Annotated in this window: 21 protein-coding genes and 1 riboswitch; of the genes, 14 read left to right on the top strand and 7 right to left on the bottom strand. The window is 60.8% G+C overall.

The window, feature by feature from the left end; translation table 11 throughout:
- Window positions 1-6 precede the first annotated feature (6 nt).
- Window positions 7-525, bottom strand: coding sequence for a phosphatase PAP2 family protein (locus tag G505_RS0100725; RefSeq protein WP_028107843.1), 519 nt, complete (start codon window positions 523-525; stop codon window positions 7-9).
- A gap of 174 nt (window positions 526-699) precedes the next feature.
- A complete protein-coding gene (locus tag G505_RS0100730) occupies window positions 700-948 on the bottom strand; it encodes a YgjV family protein (RefSeq protein ID WP_028107844.1) in 249 nt (82 codons plus the stop codon).
- Window positions 949-1,290: 342 nt separating this feature from the next.
- On the opposite strand from G505_RS0100730, the gene rraA reads away from it, so the two are divergent.
- Complete coding sequence (gene rraA / locus G505_RS0100735; protein ID WP_028107845.1) at window positions 1,291-1,776, top strand: ribonuclease E activity regulator RraA; 486 nt, start codon at window positions 1,291-1,293, stop codon at window positions 1,774-1,776.
- A 2-nt stretch (window positions 1,777-1,778) separates the two neighbouring features.
- The gene (locus G505_RS0100740; RefSeq protein ID WP_028107846.1) at window positions 1,779-2,840 is read left to right on the top strand and encodes a formimidoylglutamase; all 1,062 of its coding nucleotides are present in this window, start codon (window positions 1,779-1,781) and stop codon (window positions 2,838-2,840) included.
- Here the strand turns inward: G505_RS0100740 and G505_RS0100745 are convergent.
- A complete protein-coding gene (locus G505_RS0100745) occupies window positions 2,803-4,728 on the bottom strand; it encodes an EAL domain-containing protein (protein WP_028107847.1) in 1,926 nt (641 codons plus the stop codon). The genes G505_RS0100740 and G505_RS0100745 overlap by 38 nt on opposite strands.
- Entirely contained in the window at window positions 4,725-5,390 is a 666-nt protein-coding gene (locus tag G505_RS22930; RefSeq protein ID WP_035384938.1) for a transglutaminase-like cysteine peptidase, read from the bottom strand. Before G505_RS22930 ends, G505_RS0100745 begins: the two co-directional genes overlap by 4 nt.
- 158 nt (window positions 5,391-5,548) lie before the next feature.
- Between G505_RS22930 and ubiE the strand changes: the two genes are divergently transcribed.
- From ubiE to G505_RS0100810, 12 genes are all read left to right on the top strand, one after another.
- Window positions 5,549-6,301: a bifunctional demethylmenaquinone methyltransferase/2-methoxy-6-polyprenyl-1,4-benzoquinol methylase UbiE gene (gene ubiE, locus G505_RS0100755; RefSeq protein ID WP_028107848.1), complete on the top strand. Its 753-nt coding sequence runs from the start codon at window positions 5,549-5,551 to the stop codon at window positions 6,299-6,301.
- 12 nt (window positions 6,302-6,313) lie between these two features.
- The gene (locus G505_RS0100760) at window positions 6,314-6,916 is read left to right on the top strand and encodes a ubiquinone biosynthesis accessory factor UbiJ (RefSeq protein ID WP_028107849.1); all 603 of its coding nucleotides are present in this window, start codon (window positions 6,314-6,316) and stop codon (window positions 6,914-6,916) included.
- The gene (ubiB, locus tag G505_RS0100765; RefSeq protein ID WP_028107850.1) at window positions 6,913-8,547 is read left to right on the top strand and encodes a ubiquinone biosynthesis regulatory protein kinase UbiB; all 1,635 of its coding nucleotides are present in this window, start codon (window positions 6,913-6,915) and stop codon (window positions 8,545-8,547) included. Before G505_RS0100760 ends, ubiB begins: the two co-directional genes overlap by 4 nt.
- Before the next feature lie 65 nt (window positions 8,548-8,612).
- On the top strand, window positions 8,613-8,840 hold the full coding sequence (gene tatA / locus G505_RS0100770) for a Sec-independent protein translocase subunit TatA (RefSeq protein ID WP_028107851.1): 228 nt from the start codon (window positions 8,613-8,615) through the stop codon (window positions 8,838-8,840).
- Between the two features lie 6 nt (window positions 8,841-8,846).
- Window positions 8,847-9,239 (top strand): Sec-independent protein translocase protein TatB, encoded by a 393-nt coding sequence (gene tatB, locus G505_RS0100775; RefSeq protein WP_028107852.1) that lies wholly within the window; start codon window positions 8,847-8,849, stop codon window positions 9,237-9,239.
- Window positions 9,240-9,241: 2 nt separating this feature from the next.
- Window positions 9,242-9,994, top strand: coding sequence for a twin-arginine translocase subunit TatC (tatC, locus tag G505_RS0100780; protein ID WP_028107853.1), 753 nt, complete (start codon window positions 9,242-9,244; stop codon window positions 9,992-9,994).
- A gap of 40 nt (window positions 9,995-10,034) precedes the next feature.
- Window positions 10,035-10,547 (top strand): hypothetical protein, encoded by a 513-nt coding sequence (locus G505_RS22210; protein WP_051215768.1) that lies wholly within the window; start codon window positions 10,035-10,037, stop codon window positions 10,545-10,547.
- Complete coding sequence (locus tag G505_RS0100790; protein ID WP_028107854.1) at window positions 10,544-11,320, top strand: TatD family hydrolase; 777 nt, start codon at window positions 10,544-10,546, stop codon at window positions 11,318-11,320. The genes G505_RS22210 and G505_RS0100790 overlap by 4 nt, the downstream gene beginning before the upstream one ends.
- Window positions 11,321-11,472: 152 nt before the next feature.
- On the top strand, window positions 11,473-12,444 hold the full coding sequence (gene hemB, locus G505_RS0100795; RefSeq protein WP_425402164.1) for a porphobilinogen synthase: 972 nt from the start codon (window positions 11,473-11,475) through the stop codon (window positions 12,442-12,444).
- A gap of 164 nt (window positions 12,445-12,608) precedes the next feature.
- Window positions 12,609-13,148, top strand: coding sequence for a thioredoxin family protein (locus G505_RS0100800; RefSeq protein ID WP_051215769.1), 540 nt, complete (start codon window positions 12,609-12,611; stop codon window positions 13,146-13,148).
- A 194-nt stretch (window positions 13,149-13,342) separates the two neighbouring features.
- A riboswitch (cyclic di-GMP riboswitch) is annotated at window positions 13,343-13,422 on the top strand.
- An 83-nt stretch (window positions 13,423-13,505) separates the two neighbouring features.
- Window positions 13,506-16,151, top strand: a complete 2,646-nt coding sequence (locus G505_RS20170) for a hypothetical protein (protein WP_035384939.1) — start codon at window positions 13,506-13,508, stop codon at window positions 16,149-16,151.
- Between the two features lie 299 nt (window positions 16,152-16,450).
- Entirely contained in the window at window positions 16,451-16,813 is a 363-nt protein-coding gene (locus G505_RS0100810) for a DUF3718 domain-containing protein (RefSeq protein ID WP_028107857.1), read from the top strand.
- Between the two features lie 43 nt (window positions 16,814-16,856).
- On the opposite strand, the gene G505_RS0100815 is transcribed toward G505_RS0100810, so the two are convergent.
- From G505_RS0100815 to G505_RS0100825, 3 genes are all read right to left on the bottom strand, one after another.
- Window positions 16,857-18,191 carry a CoA-disulfide reductase gene (locus G505_RS0100815; protein WP_028107858.1) on the bottom strand — a complete coding sequence of 445 codons (1,335 nt, stop codon included), beginning with the start codon at window positions 18,189-18,191 and terminating at the stop codon, window positions 16,857-16,859.
- Between the two features lie 60 nt (window positions 18,192-18,251).
- On the bottom strand, window positions 18,252-19,646 hold the full coding sequence (locus tag G505_RS0100820) for an L-cystine transporter (protein ID WP_028107859.1): 1,395 nt from the start codon (window positions 19,644-19,646) through the stop codon (window positions 18,252-18,254).
- A gap of 169 nt (window positions 19,647-19,815) precedes the next feature.
- Window positions 19,816-20,652, bottom strand: coding sequence for a Ppx/GppA phosphatase family protein (locus tag G505_RS0100825; RefSeq protein ID WP_245568310.1), 837 nt, complete (start codon window positions 20,650-20,652; stop codon window positions 19,816-19,818).
- Window positions 20,653-20,683 lie beyond the last annotated feature (31 nt).

Raw genomic sequence — 20,683 nt, forward strand, 5'->3', positions numbered from 1 at the left:
CGATTCCTAGAGCAACATGTTGAGACTGACCAGGGCCGCCATGGTCCCCAGAGAAGCCCCGGCCACCACATCACCCGGGTAGTGGACCCCCAGGACAATGCGGGCCCAGGCAACGCCGGAGGACCACAGGAAGCACCCCAGGCCCAGTTCAGGGATGTACCAGCACAGTATGGTGGCAAACAGAAAGGCTGCCGCACTGTGGCCTGAGGGCAGGCTGAATCTGTCGTGAGGGTCCACCAGGGCCCGGCACCCCATCACCACCTGACAGGGGCGGGCTCGGCGCAGCCGGGTTTTCAGGATCCAGTAGAGAGGCAGTTCGATGGCGTAGGCCATCAGCAGCAGGCCGAACAGCAGCGGCCCTTGATGGGGATCGGCAACAGCCGCAACCAAGGCAAACAGCCCATAGCCGGCCCCGTCGCCACTGCGGGACAGCTGACGCGCCGCCCGCTGACACAGGGGGCGGTCAGCGGCGCGGTTGAGTATCAGGAAACAGCGCTTGTCCCAGTCATCCAGTCGTTGCCACATCGGAGCCAGCCTCGTCGAGTCGATGAGTTAGACCTTAGGTGACGGCAATGACACGACCATGACAGAGGAGGGTCAATTCGGTGACAGCCGGAACGGCTGGTACGGCGTATTGAGAGGGGAAGGGGGCACAAAAAAGGGCCGCCATTGGCGACCCATTTTTCAGCAGGAGGTGGCTTACGCCCCCTCTGCCTGGGGTGATTTCTGCTCGCGGAACATCTTAACCAGGTAGTAGACGTTTACACTGGCCACGAAGGCGTTCATGGTCCACACCGGAGATGCGTCGATGATAAGACCGTAGATAACGAACAGAGAGCAACCGATGAAGTTCAGCACACGCAGGCGAACAATGTTTTTCATCATCAGAGAGATGGCAACCATAACGGAGGCCATGTGACCGACGACTTCAACCAGGTTCAGTTCCATAGTATTAACCTTAAGAAAGCGACTGACTGATCCCCTCAACCCTGACTGGTGCTGGGGGTTCCGTGCCCCGAACTGTCTGGTGAATCATTAATCAAACTGTAAGAAATGGTAGCAAACAAGTTGTTAACATCAATACATTTATGCATTTAACGTGATCTCGATCACGCCAAAAACCGCCTTGAGGTTGATTTATTTCGTCAATTTACAACACTTCGTTTTCGGCGGACGGCAAAGATTACTAAAAGTCGATTAACAAACAATGAGTTCTGCCACAAAAGCCGCATTTCAACGGGAAAAATTGCGGTTATACTTGAGCTGCACCGGTTACGCGAGGAGGGCATCATGCACTACAACACTTCTGAACTATGCGATCTGTACGCCGAACAGGTGGACGTGGTGGAACCCATGTTCAGCAACTTCGGTGGCTGTAACTCCTTTGGAGGAGAGCTGCACACCATCAAGTGTTTCGAAGACAATGTGCTGATTGCCGAAACCCTTGAACAGGACGGCACCGGCAAGGTCCTGCTGGTGGACGGCGGCGGCTCTCTGCGCCGTGCCCTGGTGGACGCCTCTCTGGCAGAACTGGCCGCCCGCAACAACTGGGAAGGCCTGATCATCTATGGGTGCGTCCGTGAAGTGGATGCCCTGGAAGATATCGACATCGGCATTCAGGCCCTGGCCCCCATCCCTGTCGGCGCCTATCAGACCGGCGAGGGTGCCGTGGATGTCCCGGTGAACTTTGGCGGAGTGACCTTCCTGCCGGAAGATCATGTCTACGCCGATTCCACCGGCATCATCCTGTCACCTGACCCACTGGACATCGATTGATCATGCCCCTGCAACTGGCTGACCGCGCCTATCTGGCGCGGTTTTTGTCTCACCGTGCTGGCGAAGCCCATCAGGGCGAACATTGGTTGCTGGCCGGCGAGCTGCCCGGACCCACCCTGCCTCAGGTTCTGGCCGAGGCCAAACAGCAGGGTGCCAACTACGTGCTGCTTGGTGTGCCGGAGGATCTGGGTCCCAGAGCCAACCTGGGACGTGGTGGGGCCACCGATGCCTGGCACGCCTTCCTCGGCCAGTTCGCCAATTTGCAATCCAATCCCTTTCTGGGGGGAGAGCAGATCCTGCTGCTTGGGGAGATCCGCACCGATGCCCTGCAGCAACAGGCCCATGGCCTCTCCAGCGACACCCCTCAGCAACTGGCCACCCTTCGCCAGCTTACCGAGCAATTGGATGCCCTGCTCAAACCGGTGATCGCCCAGGTGGTCGCAGCCGGGTTGGAACCTATCGTCATCGGTGGAGGCCACAACAACGCCTACCCCATATTGGCGGGCGCCAGTGAGGCGATCGATGGTCCCCTCTCCGCGGTCAACCTGGACCCCCACAGTGACTTTCGAGCCACCGAGGGACGCCACAGTGGCAACGGCTTCGCCTATGCCCACGAACAGGGGGCCCTGGATTACTATCACGTACTGGGCCTGCATGAACTGAAGAACAACAGCGCCAGCCTGACCGCCCTGCAGGAGAGCGACAAACGCTGGACCAGCTATCAGGCGATCTGGGTTCGACGGGAACTGAGCCTGGCCCAGGCCCTGGAGAGGATCAGCGACGACCTGCATCTGGCAGGCCGCCCACTTGGGGTGGAGCTGGACCTGGACGCGGTGGCCGGCCTGGCCAGCTCGGCGGAAACCGTTGCCGGCATCCCGTTGACCGATGCCCTGCACAGCGTTTTTCACCTGGCAAAGCATCATCCCTGTGCCTACCTGCACCTGGCGGAAGGGGCGCCTGCCTGTCACCCCGCCGGAGTGGACGCCGGTCGCCGACAGATAGGCCAGGCCCTGAGCGAACTGGTGTTCAGCTATCTGAGTGGTCGCCTCTCGGCAATTCACTGAAGGGAACCGGGCCGCTAAAGGCAAAGCCCTGTAACCCATCCACCTGAAAGTCGTGGAGGCGCTCAGCCACTGAGTGCTCCTCCACCTGCTCCGCCACCACCAGTACGCTGCGGGCGTGGGCCGCGGTGACCATCAGGGGCAACAGAGACTCGTAACTGCCCTCCTGGTTCATATGCCGGCTGTAGGCCGGATCGAGTTTGATCCCCTCCACCGGCAGGCACTCCAGCTCCGCCAATCCCGCCGGAGTCACGTGATCCAGCCAGACCGGAACCCCCTCCTGCTGCATCAATAGCACAAAGTGGCGGCAGCCATCGCGATAGGCCAGTGCCGCCTGCTCCGGGATCTCCACCGCCAGGGTGGCTCCCAGGCCTGCCGCCTCCCGGGCGGCTTCCTGCAGTCGGCTGATAAAATGCTGAGACAGCAGGGACGCCGTGGTCAGGTTCAGCGCCAGGGTCTGGGAAACCGGCGCCTGTCTCAGCTGCGACAGCAGGGTTTCCAGCACCAACAGGTCCACCTCCACCTGGCGCTCCAGCCTCTGGGCCAGCACCACCACCGCCCCGGGCGTGCGCCACTGCTTTCCATCGTGGAAGCGGGTCAGCACTTCGTAGTAGAGCGTTTGCGCCTCTCGATCGATCACCTGATGAGCCAGCAATCTGGGCGGATTTTCCAGCATGGCATCCAGCCGCTGGCTCTGGGCACGCTGATCACTGGGTACCACGGCAGAGGCCGGCCCTGGCTCACCGGCCAGCAACCGCTGCAACTGGCCGTGGAGCCGCTGCTCCACCTCGGCCACCTCACCACCAAACACGAAGGCTTCGGACGCCACCATCGCTCTGGTGGCCCCCGCCTGCTGCAACCGCTGGCACAGCTGCTGCTCCAGTTCCGTTGCCTGAGGCAGCCAGTCCTGCAGTTCGATGCCCGGCAACAGGGCCCAAAAGTCAGCCTGGCCCATACGATAGAGGCGCCCCAGGGGGAAGCGGGCCAGCTGCTGGCGCAGCAGTTCGGTGATGCCCGCCATCAGCGGCTGCTGGGCAGCGACCCCGCGACTGCGCTCCAGGCCCTCCAGACCCGACAGGTGCACCTGCACCACCACCCCCTGCTCCACCTCCCGGTCTTTGAGCAGGTTATCCAACCGGTCCCGGCCGCGAGTGCCGTTACCCAGACCGGTCTCGGCATCGATGAAGCAGTTCTGTTGCAACTGACGCATCCGTTTGCACTGTTGTCGGTACTGGAGTTCGCTGTTCTCCACCATACGATTCATGGTTCGGGTCAGCGCCTTGAGCTCCAGCAGCCAGGGCAGCTTGTGCTGACGCAGGAAGCTGCGCCGCCGCAGCGCCTCCGCCTGAGCCTGCGCCGACTTCAGCGGCGCCAGGATCCAGCGCAGGCCCCAGGCGCCGGTGAGTATGGCCACCGCCGCCACCACCAGAGCCACCAGCAGTGCATTGAGGGAGATGCGGTAGAGGTGCACCAGGGCCGGTTCGGGATTGACCTCCACCCGCAGGGTTGCCACCAACTGCCAACCGGCATTGATCTCGGTCTCCCGGATCGGCACCTTGAGGTCTATCCACTCCCGAAACCAGCCAGGGGCGGTTTCCGGGGACCCGGCAATCTGGCGCGCCAGTCTGTTGTCTCGGCCAATCAGTTCCAGGGAGGCGTAGTCACCCCGGTCGAAGATGGCGTCCACCATCGACTCGGCCAGCACCCAATCCCCCTTGGCCAGCACAGGCGACAGTGACAGCCCGAACGAGGTGGCGGTGTCCTGACCATGACTGGCCAGTTGCTCCACCAGGTAGGCCTGGCTGCCGCGGACAAACAGCAGCAGGGTGGTGGCGGTCAGGGAGGCCACCAACAGGATCAGGCAGATGAGAAGGAGTCGGAATAGGGTCATGAGGAGTCTCCTGCCAGTCGCTGCAGCAGGTCCTGCCACAGCAGTATGCCGTTGTTGCCCTGTTTCAGGCGCACCCCCTGATCGAAGGCCCTGGCCCGCCATAATCCTTCGCCGTTGAAGGCATAGACAGGCAGCAGATCCGGACGCTGATCACCGGGCAGTATCTTGGGGTTGAGATTGTCCAGAACCAGAGGCATGGCGCTGTCGGTCTCAAGGTAGATCAGCACCATATGCGCCTGGTTCAGATCCAGAGCCTTGGCGTACATCAGCCTCAGGTGTTCAGAGGAGAGGCCCAGCACCCTCAGGGTAAAGAATTTGGCCAGGGAGAAATCTTCACAATCGCCCCCGCCACTGGCCACAAACTCGAAGGGCGTCGCCCAGTAATCATCCCGGTTCCAGTGAGTGGCATCCGGGACGAAGTGGTAACGGTTGAAGTGATCATTGACCGCAGCAAGATGCTCATGAGGCGGCAGCTTCATCGCCAGCCTGGCCTCGATGAAGGCCTTGAGCTCATGGACCTGGGTAAGTCCCTGTTCACCAAAGCGCCTTTCGATGGGAACCAGGCGCTCAGGCAGGAAGAAGTCGCGCCATTGAGGCACCTCCTGCCCCCACCCGGGCAGGCTCGGCAGCAGCAAAAGGAGAAGCCATACTGTAACTCTCACATCCCTGTGTCCTGTGGCCCGTCTGTCCCTATGAGTCCGGTCACTGTCGTGCGCCACAGTGATAAGGGTTACAGATTGATCCCGCACCATTTCTGTTCATTGCTTTAAAGTGTAGACTGTGTCCAATTTCCAGCTAGCAAACATAGGAATGCCCGCTCATGGCAGACAACGGGGACAAGACCCATTTCGGATACAAGACGGTGGAAGCCGACAAGAAGGCCGAGATGGTGGCCGACGTATTCCATTCCGTCGCATCCAAATATGACCTGATGAATGACCTGATGTCCTTTGGCGTACACAGGTACTGGAAACGCTTCACCATCGAGTGCGCCGCTGCCCGCCCCGGTATGAAAGTGCTGGATCTGGCCGGTGGTACCGGCGACCTGACCCGCAAGTTCTCCCAGCTGGTGGGAGAGAAGGGCGAGGTGGTGCTGGCGGACATCAACGATTCCATGCTGAAAGTGGGCCGTGCCAAGCTGCAGGACCAGGGCGTGGTGAGCAACGTCAACTATGTTCAGGCCAACGCCGAAGCCCTGCCCTTCCCGGACAACCACTTCGACATCATCACCATCGCTTTCGGTTTGCGTAATGTTACCGAGAAGGCCAAGGCACTGGCCTCCATGCAGCGCGTCCTCAAGCCAGGTGGCAAGCTGCTGGTTCTGGAGTTCTCCAAGCCCCTGAACCCGATGATGCAGAAAGCCTATGATTTCTACAGCTTCCAGGTGATCCCCCGCATGGGCTCCATGGTGGCCGGCGATGCCGAAAGCTACCAGTACCTGTCCGAGTCCATCCGTATGCACCCGGACCAGGAGACCCTGAAGCAGATGATGCTGGACGCCGGTTTCGACCAGGCAGACTACGTCAACATGACCAATGGTGTGGTAGCCCTGCACCGCGGCTATAAGTTCTGACCCTGAGGTAATATGCACCTTGCGACCCTGGTAGCAGGCAGCCTGGAAGCGGCGCTGGGGCACCTGCTGACGTACCATCCCGATCCCCGTCCCCTGGCCGATTGCCGTGGACAGGTTGTGGAACTGCAACTGGCGGAGCTGCCCTGGCCGCTCTTCCTGATCCTCAATCACCCCATCCAGGTTTACAGCCGTTACGGCGGTGACCCTCAGGCCACCCTGACCGTCAGTTTGTCGGTGCTGGCGGATATTCAGCAGGGCGCGCCCCTGTCGGAGCTGGTGCAGCAGAACAAGCTGGAGATCAGTGGCGACATGCAGCTGGTGGGTAAACTGGCGCAGGTGCTGACCGGCATCGAACCAGACATCACCGAACCTCTGAGCAAGGTGCTGGGCGACGGCATGGCCTACCGGGTACAGAACCTGGGCCAGAGCCTGTTTGCCATGGGCAAGAAACAGATCAACGCTACCCAGAGCCACCTGGGGGACTACCTGGTGGAGGAGCGACGGGTCTCTCCCGCCGCCGATGAGGTCAACCGTTTCTGCCGTCAGGTGGATGAGCTGGAACAGCGCACCCAGGCCCTGGCCCGCAGGCTGGCGGCGCTGGAGTCCCGCTCATGAGCTGGGGCGCCATCAAGCGGGCCTATCAGGTGGCCCGCACCTTCCGCCAGTACCGCCTGATAGAACTGCTGCCGGAGCAGCGTCGTCCCCTGCCCCTGAAGCTGATGGACGCGAGCCTGTTCTGGGTCGGGCGCAAGTCCCTGGATGCCCACCCCTCGGTACGGGTGCGGCTGGCCCTTCAGAGCCTGGGGCCGGTATTCATCAAGTTCGGCCAGATGCTGTCCACCCGACGCGACCTGCTGCCGGATCTGTTCGCCGATGCCCTGGCCCAACTTCAGGACCAGGTCCCCCCCTTCGACGGCGAGCTGGCCAAGGCGGAGATCGAGTCTGCCCTTGGGCATGAGATCTCTACCCTGTTCGATCACTTCGACATCACCCCTCTGGCCTCCGCCTCGGTGGCCCAGGTGCACACCGCCACCCTGCGCAGTACCGGAGATGAGGTGATTCTCAAGGTGGTGCGCCCGGACATCGAAGCGGTGATCCTGGCAGACCTGACCCTGATGGAGACGGGTGCCCGGCTGGTTAACAACACCCGTAAAGGAAAGCCTCTGCGCGCCATAGAGGTGGTGGAAGACTACCGCAAGACCATACTGGCGGAGCTGGATCTGGTGCAGGAAGCCAGCAACGCCCGCCGTCTGCGGGACAACTTTGCCGGCTCCCCCGCCCTCTACATTCCCCGGGTCTATCCGGAGCTGTGTCGACGCAAGCTGCTGGTGATGGAACGGATTCATGGCATCCCGGTGACCGACATCGAGGCCCTCAAGGCTCAGGGCACCAATATGAAACTGCTGGCGGAGCGTGGGGTCGAGGTGTTCTTCACCCAGGTGTTCCGGGACAACTTCTTCCACGCCGACATGCACCCGGGCAACATCTTCGTCAGCCGCGAGCACCCGGATGACCCGATGTACATCGGCATCGACTGCGGCATCGTCGGCAGTCTCACCGAAAACGACAAGCGTTACCTGGCGGATGTGTTCCTGGCCTTCTTCAATCAGGACTACTCACGCCTGTCCCAGGTCTACATCGACTCCGGCTGGATCAGCGCCGACACCAATCCGGTGGAGTTTGAAAAGGCGCTGCGTAAGGTGCTTGAGCCTCTCGAGAACAAACCGCTGTCACAGATCAGCTTCGGCCACCTGCTGGTGGAGCTGTTCCGCTGTGCCCGTGAATTTGAGATGGAGGTGCAGCCTCAGCTGGTGCTGCTGGAGAAGACGCTGCTCTACATCGAGGGGCTGGGACGTCAGCTCTACCCTCAGCTGGATCTGTGGCAAACCGCCAAGCCCTTCCTCGAACAATGGATGGCGGAACAGCTGGGGCCATCGGCCCAAATGAAGCGGGTAAAAGAGGCCCTGCCCTTCTGGCTGGAGAAGCTTCCGGAGATGCCGGATCTCATCCACGACAATTTACAGTTGAGCAAGGCGCTATTGCGACATCCGCAAGGTTTGATGGAGCGCTACATAAATCAGCGTCGAACAATTCACAATAGTCACTACTTCCTCATTATTGGCTCGGTTTTGTTGATCTCGGGCACACTATTGATAGGGAAATTCAGTACAATCTGGCCTTCTATAACCCTTGCCCTGACCGGGCTGGCCTGTTGGGCCAAAGGGTGGCGACTTAACAACCAGTGAAAATGTCGCCGATACTTGTTACATTGAACATCGTTTATTGACCTGTAAAAAACCCCGGAGACAACATGGGCGGCATCAGCATTTGGCAACTTCTTATCATCGCACTCATCGTGGTACTGCTGTTCGGTACCAAGAAGCTGCGCGGCATGGGCTCTGATCTGGGCGGCGCTGTAAAGGGCTTCAAGAAAGCCATGGGCGACGAAGACAAGGGCGCGGCAGAAAAGAAAGCGATCGAAGAGAGCAAAGCAGAGGACAACACCACTGCCGAGCAGAAAAACAAAGAACAGGCCTAAACCACTATGATCGACGGTATCGGCCTGTTTGAACTGGTCCTGATTGCCGTTCTGGGCTTGGTGGTTCTGGGGCCCGAACGTCTGCCAGTGGCGGTGCGCAGCATCAGCCGCTGGGTCAGCACCATCAAGCGCATGGCCAACTCGGTGAAGGATGAGCTCGAGCAAGAGCTGAAGATCGAGCAGCTGCAGTCGGATCTGAAGAAGGCGGAGTCCAAAGGGCTCGAGTCTCTGGATCCCGGCCTGAAACAGTCTATCGAGGAGCTTCGTTCCGCCGCGCAATCGGTGAACCGCCCCTACCAGACAGACGAAGGCAAGCCCGACGCATCCACCCCCACTGTCTCGCCACAACCCGAGATCAGCGAAAAGAAAGCCGCTGAACCGGGTAAAACCGCAGAGTAAGTATGTCCGAGCAGCAACCCCTAATCAGTCATCTGCTCGAGCTGAGAAACCGCCTGTTGCACGCAATAGGCGGCATCCTGCTCGTGTTCGCCAGCCTCGCCTACTGGGCCAACGACATCTACAACTTCTTGTCGCTGCCCCTGTTGGAGGTGATGCCGGAGAACGCCTCCATGATCGCAACGGACGTGGCGTCCCCCTTCTTCGCCCCGTTCAAGCTGACCATGTTTGTGGCGCTGTTCATCGCCATGCCCTACGTGTTGTATCAGGTGTGGGCCTTTGTCGCCCCGGGTCTGTACAAGCATGAGAAGAAGCTGGTCTTCCCTCTGCTGTTCAGCAGCTCCATCCTGTTCTACGGCGGCATCGCATTTGCCTACTTCATCGTGTTCCCCGTGGTGTTCGGCTTCTTCACCAGCGTTGCTCCGGAAGGAGTGCAGGTGGCCACGGACATCAACAGCTACCTGAGCTTCGTCCTCAAGCTGTTCTTTGCCTTCGGCCTCGCCTTCGAAATTCCGGTGGCGGTGATCCTGATGGTGTGGACCGGCATGACCACCCCGGACGACCTCAAGAAAAATCGCCCCTATATTGTTGTCGGCGCCTTCGTTGTTGGTATGCTGTTAACGCCGCCGGACATCATCTCTCAAACCATGCTGGCCCTGCCCATGCTGTTGCTGTTTGAGGGTGGCGTGTTCTTCTCCCGTCTCTACCAACCCAAGGACGATGAAGAAGACGTTCAAGAGGAGCCTACCGAAGAGTAGCCCAGTCACGGCGGTCCTTACGTTTAATCAAGGACCAGTTATGCTAAAGACCGCCGTATTCTCCCTGTTGCTAGCCCCAGCAACTGTCTCCGCCGCCGATGCGGCCTGCCACGCCATCCAAGACCAGATCCAACGCCTGGCCTGCTATGACAAGGCCGCCGAGGCCGTGGTCAACTGCGCCAGCCAGACAGACAAACTGGACCGCCTGGTGTGTTTCGACCAACTGGGTAAGCCCGTCCGGGCCGGCACCCCCACCAAGCCAGCCGCCCCCCAGGCCGCGTCGCCTGACGCGACCGACGAGCGCTTTGGTCTGAGCGATAAGCGCCCCGAAGAGCCGGAGGCGATCGAAGCCGCCGTCAGCAAGCTGCAGCAGGATCCGTACGGCAAGTTCATCGTTACCCTGGACAACGGCCAGGTGTGGAAGCAGATCGACTCCAAGCGCTTCCGCCTGAAGAAAGACAAACCGATCACCATCAAGAAGGCTTCGCTTGGTTCCTTTATGCTCAGCCAGGAGGGCAGCAGCAAGAGCGCCCGGGTGAAACGCCTGCAATGATCGACATCGCCGTCAATCTGACCTCCAGCCAGTTCAGGGACGACCTTGAACTGGTGTTGGCCCGGGCCCGGGACGCCGGGGTGGACACCCTGATCGGCCTGGCCAGTGACCTGGAGGAGGCGCAACGGCTCCAGTCGCTGGCCGACCACTACCCAGGCATCGCCATCACCGCCGGCATCCATCCCCACTACGCCAGCCGCTTCGACGCCACCAGCCTGCCGCAGATCGAGGCGCTGTGCCGCCACCCCAAGGTGGTTGCCGTCGGGGAGTGTGGGCTGGACTTCAACCGGGACTTCTCCCCCAGGGCAGACCAACGTCGCGCCTTCGAGGCCCAACTGAGGCTAGCCTGCGACCTGGGCAAACCGGCACTGATGCACTGCCGGGATGCCGGAGACGAGTTTACCGCCATGGTCGGTGAAGTACGGGGGGACCTCAGCGGCGGTGTCTTGCACTGCTTCACCGGCAACGAACAGGAACTGCAGCAGGCCCTGGAACTGGATCTCTACATCGGCATCACCGGCTGGGTCTGTGACGAGCGCCGGGGCGCTGAGCTGGCCAGACTGGTGCCACAGATCCCGGATGATCGGCTGCTGCTGGAGACCGACTCCCCCTACCTGATCCCCAGGGATATCCGTCCCAAACCCAAGACCCGGCGCAATGAACCGAGATGGCTGCCGCACATTGCCAATAAAGTGGCCGAGCTGCGCAACCAAAGTGTGGATACGCTGTCCCAACACTGTCTACAGAATGCCAAGCGCCTGTTTCAAGTGTGATTAAGCTCCTGCCTTAAGGAGTAGAGTTTGCTAATATTGACGCCGTCATATCGGCTTTGACCCCCGTCACACTGTGATCGGTCTTTGGCGATACCCCCCATTATAAGGAGCTGCAAGTGACCGTTGTAACCGGACCTTTTTCCCGCCGCCGTATGCGTCGGATGCGTCGCCATGACTTCTCCCGCCGCCTGATGGCCGAGAGCCAGCTGAGCGTCAACGATCTGATCTATCCGGTGTTCGTTCTGGAGGGCAATGCCCGTAAAGAACTGGTCGACTCCATGCCCGGCGTCGAGCGTCTCTCCATCGATCTGCTGATCGAAGAAGCCCGTGAACTGGTCGAGCTGGGTGTGCCTGCCGTCGCCCTGTTCCCGGTGACTCCCCAGGAGAAGAAGTCCCTGGGCGCGGAAGAGGCCTACAACCCTGAAGGTCTGGCGCAGAAAGCGGTCCGAGCCCTGAAGCGTGAGTTCCCCGAGCTGGGGGTGATCACCGATGTGGCGCTGGATCCCTTTACCACCCACGGTCAGGACGGCATCATCGACGACGAGGGTTACATCCTCAATGACATCACCACCGAAGTGCTGGTGAAGCAGGCCCTGTCTCACGCAGAAGCCGGCGCAGACGTTGTGGCCCCCTCCGACATGATGGATGGCCGCATCGGCGCCATCCGTGACGCCCTGGAAGCGGCGGGTCACGTCAACACCCAGATCCTGGCCTATTCCGCCAAGTACTCCTCCAGCTACTACGGTCCCTTCCGCGACGCGGTCGGCTCCGCCGGCAACCTGAAAGGCGGCAACAAGCACACCTACCAGATGGATCCCGCCAACTCCGATGAGGCCCTGCAAGAGGTGGCCATGGACATCGAAGAGGGCGCCGACATGGTGATGGTGAAGCCCGGCATGCCCTACCTGGACATCGTCCGCCGGGTGAAGAGCGAGCTGCAGGTGCCCACCTTCGCCTACCAGGTGAGCGGCGAGTACGCCATGCACATGGCCGCCATCCAGAACGGCTGGCTGGACGAGCGCAAGATCGTCATGGAGTCCCTGCTGTGCTTCAAGCGAGCCGGCGCCGATGGCATCCTGACTTACTTCGCCAAGCGTGTGGCCCAGTGGCTGAACGAGAAGTAAGGCTGACGGCCTGACCGCATCAAGGGGAGCTTCGGCTCCCCTTTTTCATTGGCTCGCTTCCGGTCGGTTTTCACCGATCCCGGTCACGTTTCCACAATTCTGGAAGAACATAGCCGGCAATTCTGAGTCAGACTGAACAGCAGGATAGAGAGAATGAGAGCACCATGAAAAAGACAACTTTGCTGGCTATGATGCTGGCCCCCGCTTTGATGAGTACCTCCGCTGTGGCAAACTCCGGCTGTGGTTTCGAAGAGGGCCAGAAAGGTCCCTTCGCCACCTGCACCCAAGAGGAGAAACAGGAGGTGATTTTGACCGGTGAACTGGCCATGGCCGATATTATGGAAGCGATCCCCGGCTACGGAGAGAACTTCGACAGCTACGCACCCGACGCCAGCTGGGTGGATGCCCTGAAAACGGTGGACACCCCCACCGAAATTGTGGTGATCATCGGCACCTGGTGCCCCGATTGCCACCGCGAAACCCCACGCTTCGCCAAGCTGATGGAGCTGGTGAACAACGACAAACTGTCGGTTCGCTACATCGGTGTCGACCGCCAGAAGTCGGACCCACAGAACCTGGCCGCCGCCTACGAGTTCAAACGCATCCCCACCTTTATGGTGACCCAGGATGGCAAGGAGATCGGCCGCATCGTCGAGACCCCTGAGCACTCCCTGGAGCAGGATCTGGCCAAGATCCTCAAATAGCCCCCCTCAGGCCGAATCAGCTCAACTGGTTCGGCCTCTTAGCCCCACTTCAATGCATTGATTTGTAAAGATAATATTTACAGGCGCTCGTCACTTAATCTCAGCATCAAGTACACCCGCTGACACCCTCACTCCACCATGCTCTAATGGACCCGACCCAAGATAAAACCGAGCCTTGGGTTCGATTTTCGTTACGCTGACAATGGCAAACCAACCGCGAGGTTGGGACGCAAAGCTTCCGGTCTCGCCCAAGCGAGATAGCGGGGTTTCCAGCGGAGGGCCCCCTGTTTGTTTTTGGGGCTCCATACAGCCAAAGACAGCGTTTGGATAGGATCAACCATTGGAGATGGTAGATTTATGCAGTTCAAGCGCCACCTTATCGCCCTGTCGCTGACAGCGGCCCTGACCCAACTCACCGCCTGCGGCGGCGGCTCCTCTGACTCCGCCCCGGCCCCTCAACCCGAACCCCAGCCAGGCCAGAGCCTCTCCGGTGCCACCGCCGATGGCTATCTGGTCAACGCCCAGGTGTGTCTGGACCTCAACCGCAACGGCGAATGCGATGCCGACGAGCCCAGCACCCTGACCCAGGCCGGAGGCCAGTACAGTTTCGAGAATCTGGATGCGGACCTGGATCTCAGCCAGGTGCAGATGCTGGTGAAGGTGATCGCCGGCCAGACCGAGGATGAAGACAACCCAGGCGAGGTCCTTACCCAGGGCTACACCATGACGGCACCGGCCGGTGTGGTGGAGTTTGTCAGCCCGCTGACCACCCTGCTCGCCTCCGAGATGGACAGAGCCGGTGTGGACCAGGAGACCGCAGCAGCAGCCCTGGAACAGACCCTGGGCATACTGGGTTCAGATCTGAGCCTGGTGGAAGATTACATCGCCGGCAAGCAGCAACAGGCCAATGGCGACGGCTACAAACGACTGCACCGGGTCGCCCAGGTGGTCGCCCGGGTCACTGCCAAGGCGAAGCACGCCGTCGAACAGAATGGCGGCACCGGCGGTGATGCCGAAGACAACGAGGTGGCGGATGCCATCGCCGAGACCCTCACCGAAAACCTGGAGCGCCTGGTGAACCGGGTCGATGAAGCCGAGGCCAATGGCCAGGAACCCGACGCCGACACCATCGCCGACGAAGTTGCCGGCGAACTGCCCCTGGATCCTGACGAGGTTCAGGACAGGGTGGAGCGCAAGCGTGAGCGCGGCGACCTCGAAGAGGCCAGTCTGCTGACCCTGCTCGAATCTGACGGTGGCATGTTCGAACTGGATGGTCACTCCGAGGTGTTCTTCGACGCCAGCACCAACCAGTGCATCAAGGAGCGGGAGCTGGGCTACCAGCAGATCCAGAAAGTGGAGTCACTGATCACCTTCAATCGCTTCCGTTACGATGGCCCCGATGCCGGCTTTGTCGAGGTGACCGAAGAGGAAGAGCGCGACATGCTGGTGTGGAAAGGGGACGCCTGGGCAGAGATGAGCGACCAGGTGGAGGTGGTCTCCCAGGAGGAGGATGGCTCCGTCATCGTCAGTTCCGATATGGATGGTCGCCAGCAGGTCTGGTCTCAGCAGTTGGATCTTGCCGACCTGAAGCTGAAGCGCTACGCCCAGGGCGAGCATGAGTGGAAGACACAATTCAGTGGTGATCAGCTGTTCCCTGAGGGCGCCAGTGGTTACCAGATGACCTTCAAACAACTCGACAGTCGTGCCATGCTGCCCTACCGGGCGCAGTGTGACGCCACAGTTCAGTGGTGCAACCAGGTGGTTCTGCCAACCGGTCCGGTCCAGACCCTGGCCGAACTGATGAACGATGCCAATAGCGCAGAGCCGAAGATGGTCTACATCGGCGGTGACCATGACACCAGCCTGGCGGTTGCCCTCTATGGCGCCATTGAGGAAAGCCAGGGTAAGGTGCAGCTGTATGTGGTTGAGCATCGCGAATGTGATGACAGCGGCTGCGGAGCGCCAGAACTGAAGGAAAACGCCGACGCCAGCTGGAGCAAAACCCCCATGGGTCTGGTACTGAACCTGCCTGAGTGGGGCCACTCCTTCACCCATCGCCGCCGCGCGCAACCCCTGCTGACCGAGTACGAGGGCGCCGTGCGCCACGGCTTTGTTCTCGGAGAGGGCCTGACCCGCAGCGATCAATGGGGCTTCAACCAGGTGGCCATGGACGCCTTCCTGGCCAACCTCGGCACTCCGGAACTGCGCGAAGTGGAAGATGCCGAAGAGTGTGGCTTCCAGCCTGACGACGGTCAGGAGCCGGATGACGGCATTGAGCCCGGTGAAGATCCTACCACCCCTGAACTGGTGGCCGATGAGACCGCCATGGCAGCCCTTGCCGGCAATCGCTATCTGGCCAAGGACACCGACTTCGAGGCTCTGATTCACTTTATGCCACAGGGGCGTGTCCAGGTATGGCTGGAGGAGATGGACTCCACCGGTGAGAACACCGACATTCTGACCGGCAGTTGGCTCATCGACGCTCAACACCAGCTGCTGATGCAGTTTGGCGAAAATGACTGGGTACTGATTCAGCTGCCTGCGGAGGGCCTGGGCGGCGACGTGATGAAGGTGAGCGAAAAGGACGAGGGCCAGGTCCGCGAATACAGCATGAGCCTGGTGCGTCCGTTCTCTCTGGAGGGACTGGAAGCGCCTCTGGACCTGAGGCTGTCGGCCACAGGCGAGGACAGCTGTGTACTGGATCTGCACCTCAATGGTGTGGCTACCGACCAGCAGGGTTTTGGCTGGGTCGATCTGACCCAATGCCCGGACGAGGATCCCAGCGCCCCCACCGCCTTCGAGATGGTGTGGTACCTGACCGACTCCGGTCTGGAGCTGAGTCCCATTGGTCCCAATGGCGAAGCCTCACCGCAACGCCACCATCTCTACTGGTTTGGCAGTGAAGGGACCGAGCGGGTTCTGACCCGAAGCTTTGCCGTTGCCGAAGATGGCACCGCCGAGTTGGAGTCTCTGGACAGCTTCCTGTTTACCCCGATTCGCTAACTCCCTCACCAAGGGGCGGCCTGAGCCGCCCCTGTCTCACTCTCTGGCGCAGGCACAACCTCCTTTGGCAGCAGCCCACGGCCAATTGAACCGCCGTTGATGTCAAACTGTGTCCAGCTGTAAGCGACCTTAAGCAGCCTGTCAGGCTCCCGGCAGCTAACTCGCTGAAACCCATCGCCCCCGCCCTGAACTCCCCATATGAGCAGTCTAAGGCGGTTACAACTGTTCATCATCTGCTAACAGCTTTTCCCCGTCACTCTGCCAAGGTGTGGTTAAACCCACCCACAGAAGGACACTGGATGATGAAAGCACTGTTGATGACCGGCCTGCTGGCCCTGGGCGCCCTGGGCACCGCCGTGGCCCAGGAGACTCAATTTATCGCCGCCGATGACAGGGCTGAAACCCGGCTCTGTTTGACCGCCGTCACCGAGAGCTGGCGCTCGATGGACCGCACTCTGAACCATTCAGGTTACCGCCTGATGCAGGTCTCCCGGGAGCTGAAGTGCAACGATATCCCGGTTGCCGTGTTTGCCGCCCAGTACAATGAGGACCCCAGAATGGCCAAGCACCTGGCCAAGTTCAGCCGGGACACCATCAAGCAGGAGGTGGAGATCACCGACCTGACCGCCATGGCCGGACAGGTCCGGATAGAGGGGCACTAGCGCCAAAAAAGGGAGCCGGCTGGCTCCCTGTTCAGGTCAGGCTTTATCTGGCCACATTGCCCGCCACATTGAGGGCATCCCAGGTTCGGGCAAAGGGGGGCGCATAAACCAGATCCAGCATCCCCAGATCTTGTGTGGTCAGGCCGCCAACGATGGCGGCGGCCAGCGCATCCACCCGCAATACCGCTCCTGGCCCGCCGGCCACCTGGCCCCCCAGCAGGCGCTTATCTTCGGTGCCGTACACCAACTTCACCCTCAGGTCACGCTGATCGGGTACGTAGTTGGTGGTGTTCTTATCGTTGATCACCACGGTGCTGTAGGCCAGCCCCTGAACCTGGGCCTCCTGCTCACTCAGGCCGGTACGACCCGCCTCCACCCCCAGTACCTTGACTCCGGCACTGCCCAGGGTTCCGGGGAACCGCTTCTCCCCGCCACAGAGGTTCTCACCAATCATCCTCCCCAGCTTGTTGGCACTGGTGGCCAACGGCAGATAAGCGGGGCGGCCACTGACTCGGTGAGGCACGGTGGCGCAGTCCCCTGCCGCATAGACGCCGGGCAGGCTGGTGCGTCCCTGGGGATCGATAACGATGGCGCCGTTGGCCAGGCGATCGATGCCGGTGTCGGCCAGAAACTCGGTGGTGGGCTTCACCCCGGTCGCCAGGATCACCAGGTCCGCCGGATACTGCCCCAGATTCGATACCACCTGGCGAACCTGTCCCTCCCCTTCAAGAGAGGTCACCGACTCGTTCAGGTGCAGCTGCACGCCTTGGCGGACCAGCTCCGCCTCCATCAGCTCGCTGATCTCGGCGTCAAAGGATTCGCTGAGTACCCGCTGGGCGCGTTCTATCAGCCGCACCCGCTTGCCCTGATGCACCAGTGCCTCGGCCACCTCCAGGCCGATGTAGCCGGCGCCGATCACCACCACATCGCGGATGTCCGGTGACTGCAGCAACGGTTTGATGGTCAGCCCATCCTCCAGGGTCTTAAGGAAAAACACCCTATCCAGCCCCAGACCATCTATGGGCGGCGCCACAGGCGAGGCGCCGGTGGCGATCATCAGCTTATCGAAGGGTTGAGGAAAGCTGCGGCCCTTGTCCAGGTCGGTGACCAATAGGGTGCGTTTGGCCATATCCACTCGTTCGACCCGGTGACCGACGCGCAGATCGATGCCGGAATCGCGGAACTGCTCGACGCTGCGCTCCGCCATAAAACCACTGTCATCGAAGCTGTCACCGATGTAGTAAGGCAGGCCGCAGGCGCCGAAGGAGACCACCTGAGACTGTTCGAAAACGATGATTTCCGCCTCGCGGTCGGTGCGCCTGGCCTTGGCGGCGGCGCTCATTCCGGCGGCTTCGGCGCCGACGATGACTATCTTCATACTCTGCATCTTCCAAATAAAAGGCCGCCTCGGGGCGGCCTTGGATTAGTGTTTGGCGGCTCAGGCCGATTCCAGATCCACGTCCAGTTCCTGCTCAGAGTTATACACCGACATGTCGGTCTGACCCAAGACCCGGCTGGTAACAAAACCGGCGGTCATGGCACCGTTCACGTTCAGCGCGGTCCGACCCATGTCGATCAGCGGCTCGATGGAGATCAGCAGACCCGCCAGGGCCACAGGCAGATCCAGTGCGGTCAGGACGATCAGCGCCGCGAAGGTCGCCCCCCCTCCCACACCGGCCACACCGAAAGACCCCACCACTATGGTGGCGATCAGGGTGGCGATAAAGGTCGGCGTCATGGGGTCGATACCCACGGTGGGGGCGATCATCGCCACCAGCATGGCAGGATAGATGCCGGCGCAGCCGTTCTGGCCGATGGTGGCCCCGAAAGAGGCCGCCAGATTGGCGATGCCATCCGGGATCCCCAGCCTCTGGGTCTGAGTCTGGATGTTCAGCGGTATGGTACCGGCACTGGTACGGCTGGTGAAAGCGAAGGAGAGTACCGGCAGCACCTTACGCACGAAGGTGAGCGGGTTGCCGCCGAAGAAGGTGATCAGTCCCAGGTGCACCAGGAACATCAGTCCCAGTGCCAGGTAGGAGGCCGCCACAAAGTTGATCAGGTTGAAGATGTCGGCGAACTGGCTGGTGGCCAGTACCTTGGTCATCAGCGCCATTACCCCATAGGGGGTCAGCCTCAGAACCAGGGTAACAATTCGCATCACCACCGCATAGGCCACTTCCACCAAACGGTCAAAGCGCTCTGCCACTTGTGGCTGCTTGCGGTGGAGGCCCAAACCGGCCACCCCGACGAAGGCGGAGAAGATCACCACCGAGATGATGGAGGTATCCCTGGCCCCGGTCATATCCAGGAAGGGGTTGGCGGGAATCAGGTTGACCAGGGTATTGGCGATGGAGATACCGGTGGCCGCGCCCTCACGGGACATCAGGTAGGCAGCACGATCCGCCTCCCGGGCTCCCTGAGTCAGCCCTTCCGCTGTCAGACCAAACAGGTTGGCAACGAAGAAACCGATAAGGCCGGCGATGGCCACGGTGACCAGCAACACCCCGATGGTCAGGCCGCTGATTCGCCCCAGGGCCTCGGCATCCTTGAGCTTGAGGATGGCACTGATGATGGACACCATCACCAGCGGCATGACGATCATCTTCAATAGCTGGACATAGCCCTTACCGACGATGTTGAAGTAGTCGATGGAGGTTGCCAGCTCCGGAGAGTCCACACCGTAGACCAGCTGCAACAGCAGGCCGAAGGCGACACCCAGGCCCAAACCGGCAAATACCCTGTGGGTAAACTTAATGTGCTTCTGCTGCATGCGGTACAGCATCCACAACAGGGTCAACATCACCAACAGGTTGGCGACCACCAGTAGACTCATACTCTTTTACCTCGCCCCGGCGGGGCTCTCTCTGCTAAATGTGAAAAAAATTGGTGCAATGTTGTTATTCAGACCCGGAAATCGAGGGATTTATTCCGAGCGTTAGTACAGGATACCCGAGGCCAAAAGCCCGGCTTTATCACCAAAAAGCATTGCATATAAGTAAAAGTTAATAAGAACCCAGGGCACCCTGCAACCGGTGCAACACCCCCTCCCGCAGGGCACCGCCCGCCAGGCTCAGGGCATCAATCTCCAGAAGCTCGAACAGGGCCAGCAAGATGGCCACGCCGGCAGCGAAGGGGATGCGCCGCTCCTTATCCAGTTGCGCCAACAACGCTTCGCTGTCCTGGCACAGATCCTGACGCACCTGGCGCAGATACCTCAGCGTCAGAGCGTCGATGGTGCGCCCCTGCACGTCGGCCAGCTCAAACAGGGCCCGAACCGTACCTGAGACGCCGAGGCAGTGTTGCCAACGCTGTGCCTTCAGCCGGGGCAGTTCTTCTGCCAGACGGGTCTGCACGGCCGCCCTTGCCGCTTCGAAGGCGGCCTCGTTGATCTCGCCGGAGAAATACCCCTGGGTGTAGAGGACGCAGCCCAGGTCGAAGGAGTGCTTATAGTGGATCTGCGCCTCGTCCCCCACCACCAGTTCGGTGCTGGCGCCGCCGATGTCGATCACCAGGGCTTCCCCGTTGATCGGGGTGGAAGCACGCATACCGGCGTAGATAAGCTCCGCCTCCTGTTCACCGGAGATCACCTGGATGGCGTAGCCCAGCAGGGGTCTGGCCCGCTCGCAAAAGCTTGCGCCATTGGCGGCGCCGCGCAGGGCGGCGGTGGCCAGGACCGCCACCTGTGCAGGCTGAGCCTGGGCCAGAATCTCACCGAACCAGGCGAGGCAGTCCAGGCCCCGTGCCTGGGCTTCGGGTGAGAGGCCCTGCTCGTCCATCCCTTCGGCCAGACGAACCTTGCGTTTATGCTTGGCGATGATGCGGGGAAGAGAACCTGGCACGGGTTCGGCCAGGAGCAGGTTGAAACTGTTT

The sequence above is a fragment of the Ferrimonas futtsuensis DSM 18154 genome, from assembly GCF_000422645.1.
GTDB classification, from domain to species: Bacteria; Pseudomonadota; Gammaproteobacteria; order Enterobacterales; family Shewanellaceae; genus Ferrimonas; species Ferrimonas futtsuensis.

Bases quoted from the DNA above. Each gene is read 5' to 3' on its own strand.
- G505_RS0100725 (WP_028107843.1), bottom strand. From the start codon at position 525: ATGTGGCAACGACTGGATGACTGGGACAAGCGCTGTTTCCTGATACTC.
- G505_RS0100730 (WP_028107844.1), bottom strand. From the start codon at position 948: ATGGAACTGAACCTGGTTGAAGTCGTCGGTCACATGGCCTCCGTTATG.
- rraA (WP_028107845.1), top strand. From the start codon at position 1,291: ATGCACTACAACACTTCTGAACTATGCGATCTGTACGCCGAACAGGTG.
- G505_RS0100740 (WP_028107846.1), top strand. From the start codon at position 1,779: ATGCCCCTGCAACTGGCTGACCGCGCCTATCTGGCGCGGTTTTTGTCT.
- G505_RS0100745 (WP_028107847.1), bottom strand. From the start codon at position 4,728: ATGACCCTATTCCGACTCCTTCTCATCTGCCTGATCCTGTTGGTGGCC.
- ubiE (WP_028107848.1), top strand. From the start codon at position 5,549: ATGGCAGACAACGGGGACAAGACCCATTTCGGATACAAGACGGTGGAA.
- G505_RS0100760 (WP_028107849.1), top strand. From the start codon at position 6,314: ATGCACCTTGCGACCCTGGTAGCAGGCAGCCTGGAAGCGGCGCTGGGG.
- ubiB (WP_028107850.1), top strand. From the start codon at position 6,913: ATGAGCTGGGGCGCCATCAAGCGGGCCTATCAGGTGGCCCGCACCTTC.
- tatA (WP_028107851.1), top strand. From the start codon at position 8,613: ATGGGCGGCATCAGCATTTGGCAACTTCTTATCATCGCACTCATCGTG.
- tatB (WP_028107852.1), top strand. From the start codon at position 8,847: ATGATCGACGGTATCGGCCTGTTTGAACTGGTCCTGATTGCCGTTCTG.
- tatC (WP_028107853.1), top strand. From the start codon at position 9,242: ATGTCCGAGCAGCAACCCCTAATCAGTCATCTGCTCGAGCTGAGAAAC.
- G505_RS22210 (WP_051215768.1), top strand. From the start codon at position 10,035: ATGCTAAAGACCGCCGTATTCTCCCTGTTGCTAGCCCCAGCAACTGTC.
- G505_RS0100790 (WP_028107854.1), top strand. From the start codon at position 10,544: ATGATCGACATCGCCGTCAATCTGACCTCCAGCCAGTTCAGGGACGAC.
- hemB (WP_425402164.1), top strand. From the start codon at position 11,473: ATGCGTCGGATGCGTCGCCATGACTTCTCCCGCCGCCTGATGGCCGAG.
- G505_RS0100800 (WP_051215769.1), top strand. From the start codon at position 12,609: ATGAAAAAGACAACTTTGCTGGCTATGATGCTGGCCCCCGCTTTGATG.
- G505_RS20170 (WP_035384939.1), top strand. From the start codon at position 13,506: ATGCAGTTCAAGCGCCACCTTATCGCCCTGTCGCTGACAGCGGCCCTG.
- G505_RS0100810 (WP_028107857.1), top strand. From the start codon at position 16,451: ATGATGAAAGCACTGTTGATGACCGGCCTGCTGGCCCTGGGCGCCCTG.
- G505_RS0100815 (WP_028107858.1), bottom strand. From the start codon at position 18,191: ATGAAGATAGTCATCGTCGGCGCCGAAGCCGCCGGAATGAGCGCCGCC.
- G505_RS0100820 (WP_028107859.1), bottom strand. From the start codon at position 19,646: ATGAGTCTACTGGTGGTCGCCAACCTGTTGGTGATGTTGACCCTGTTG.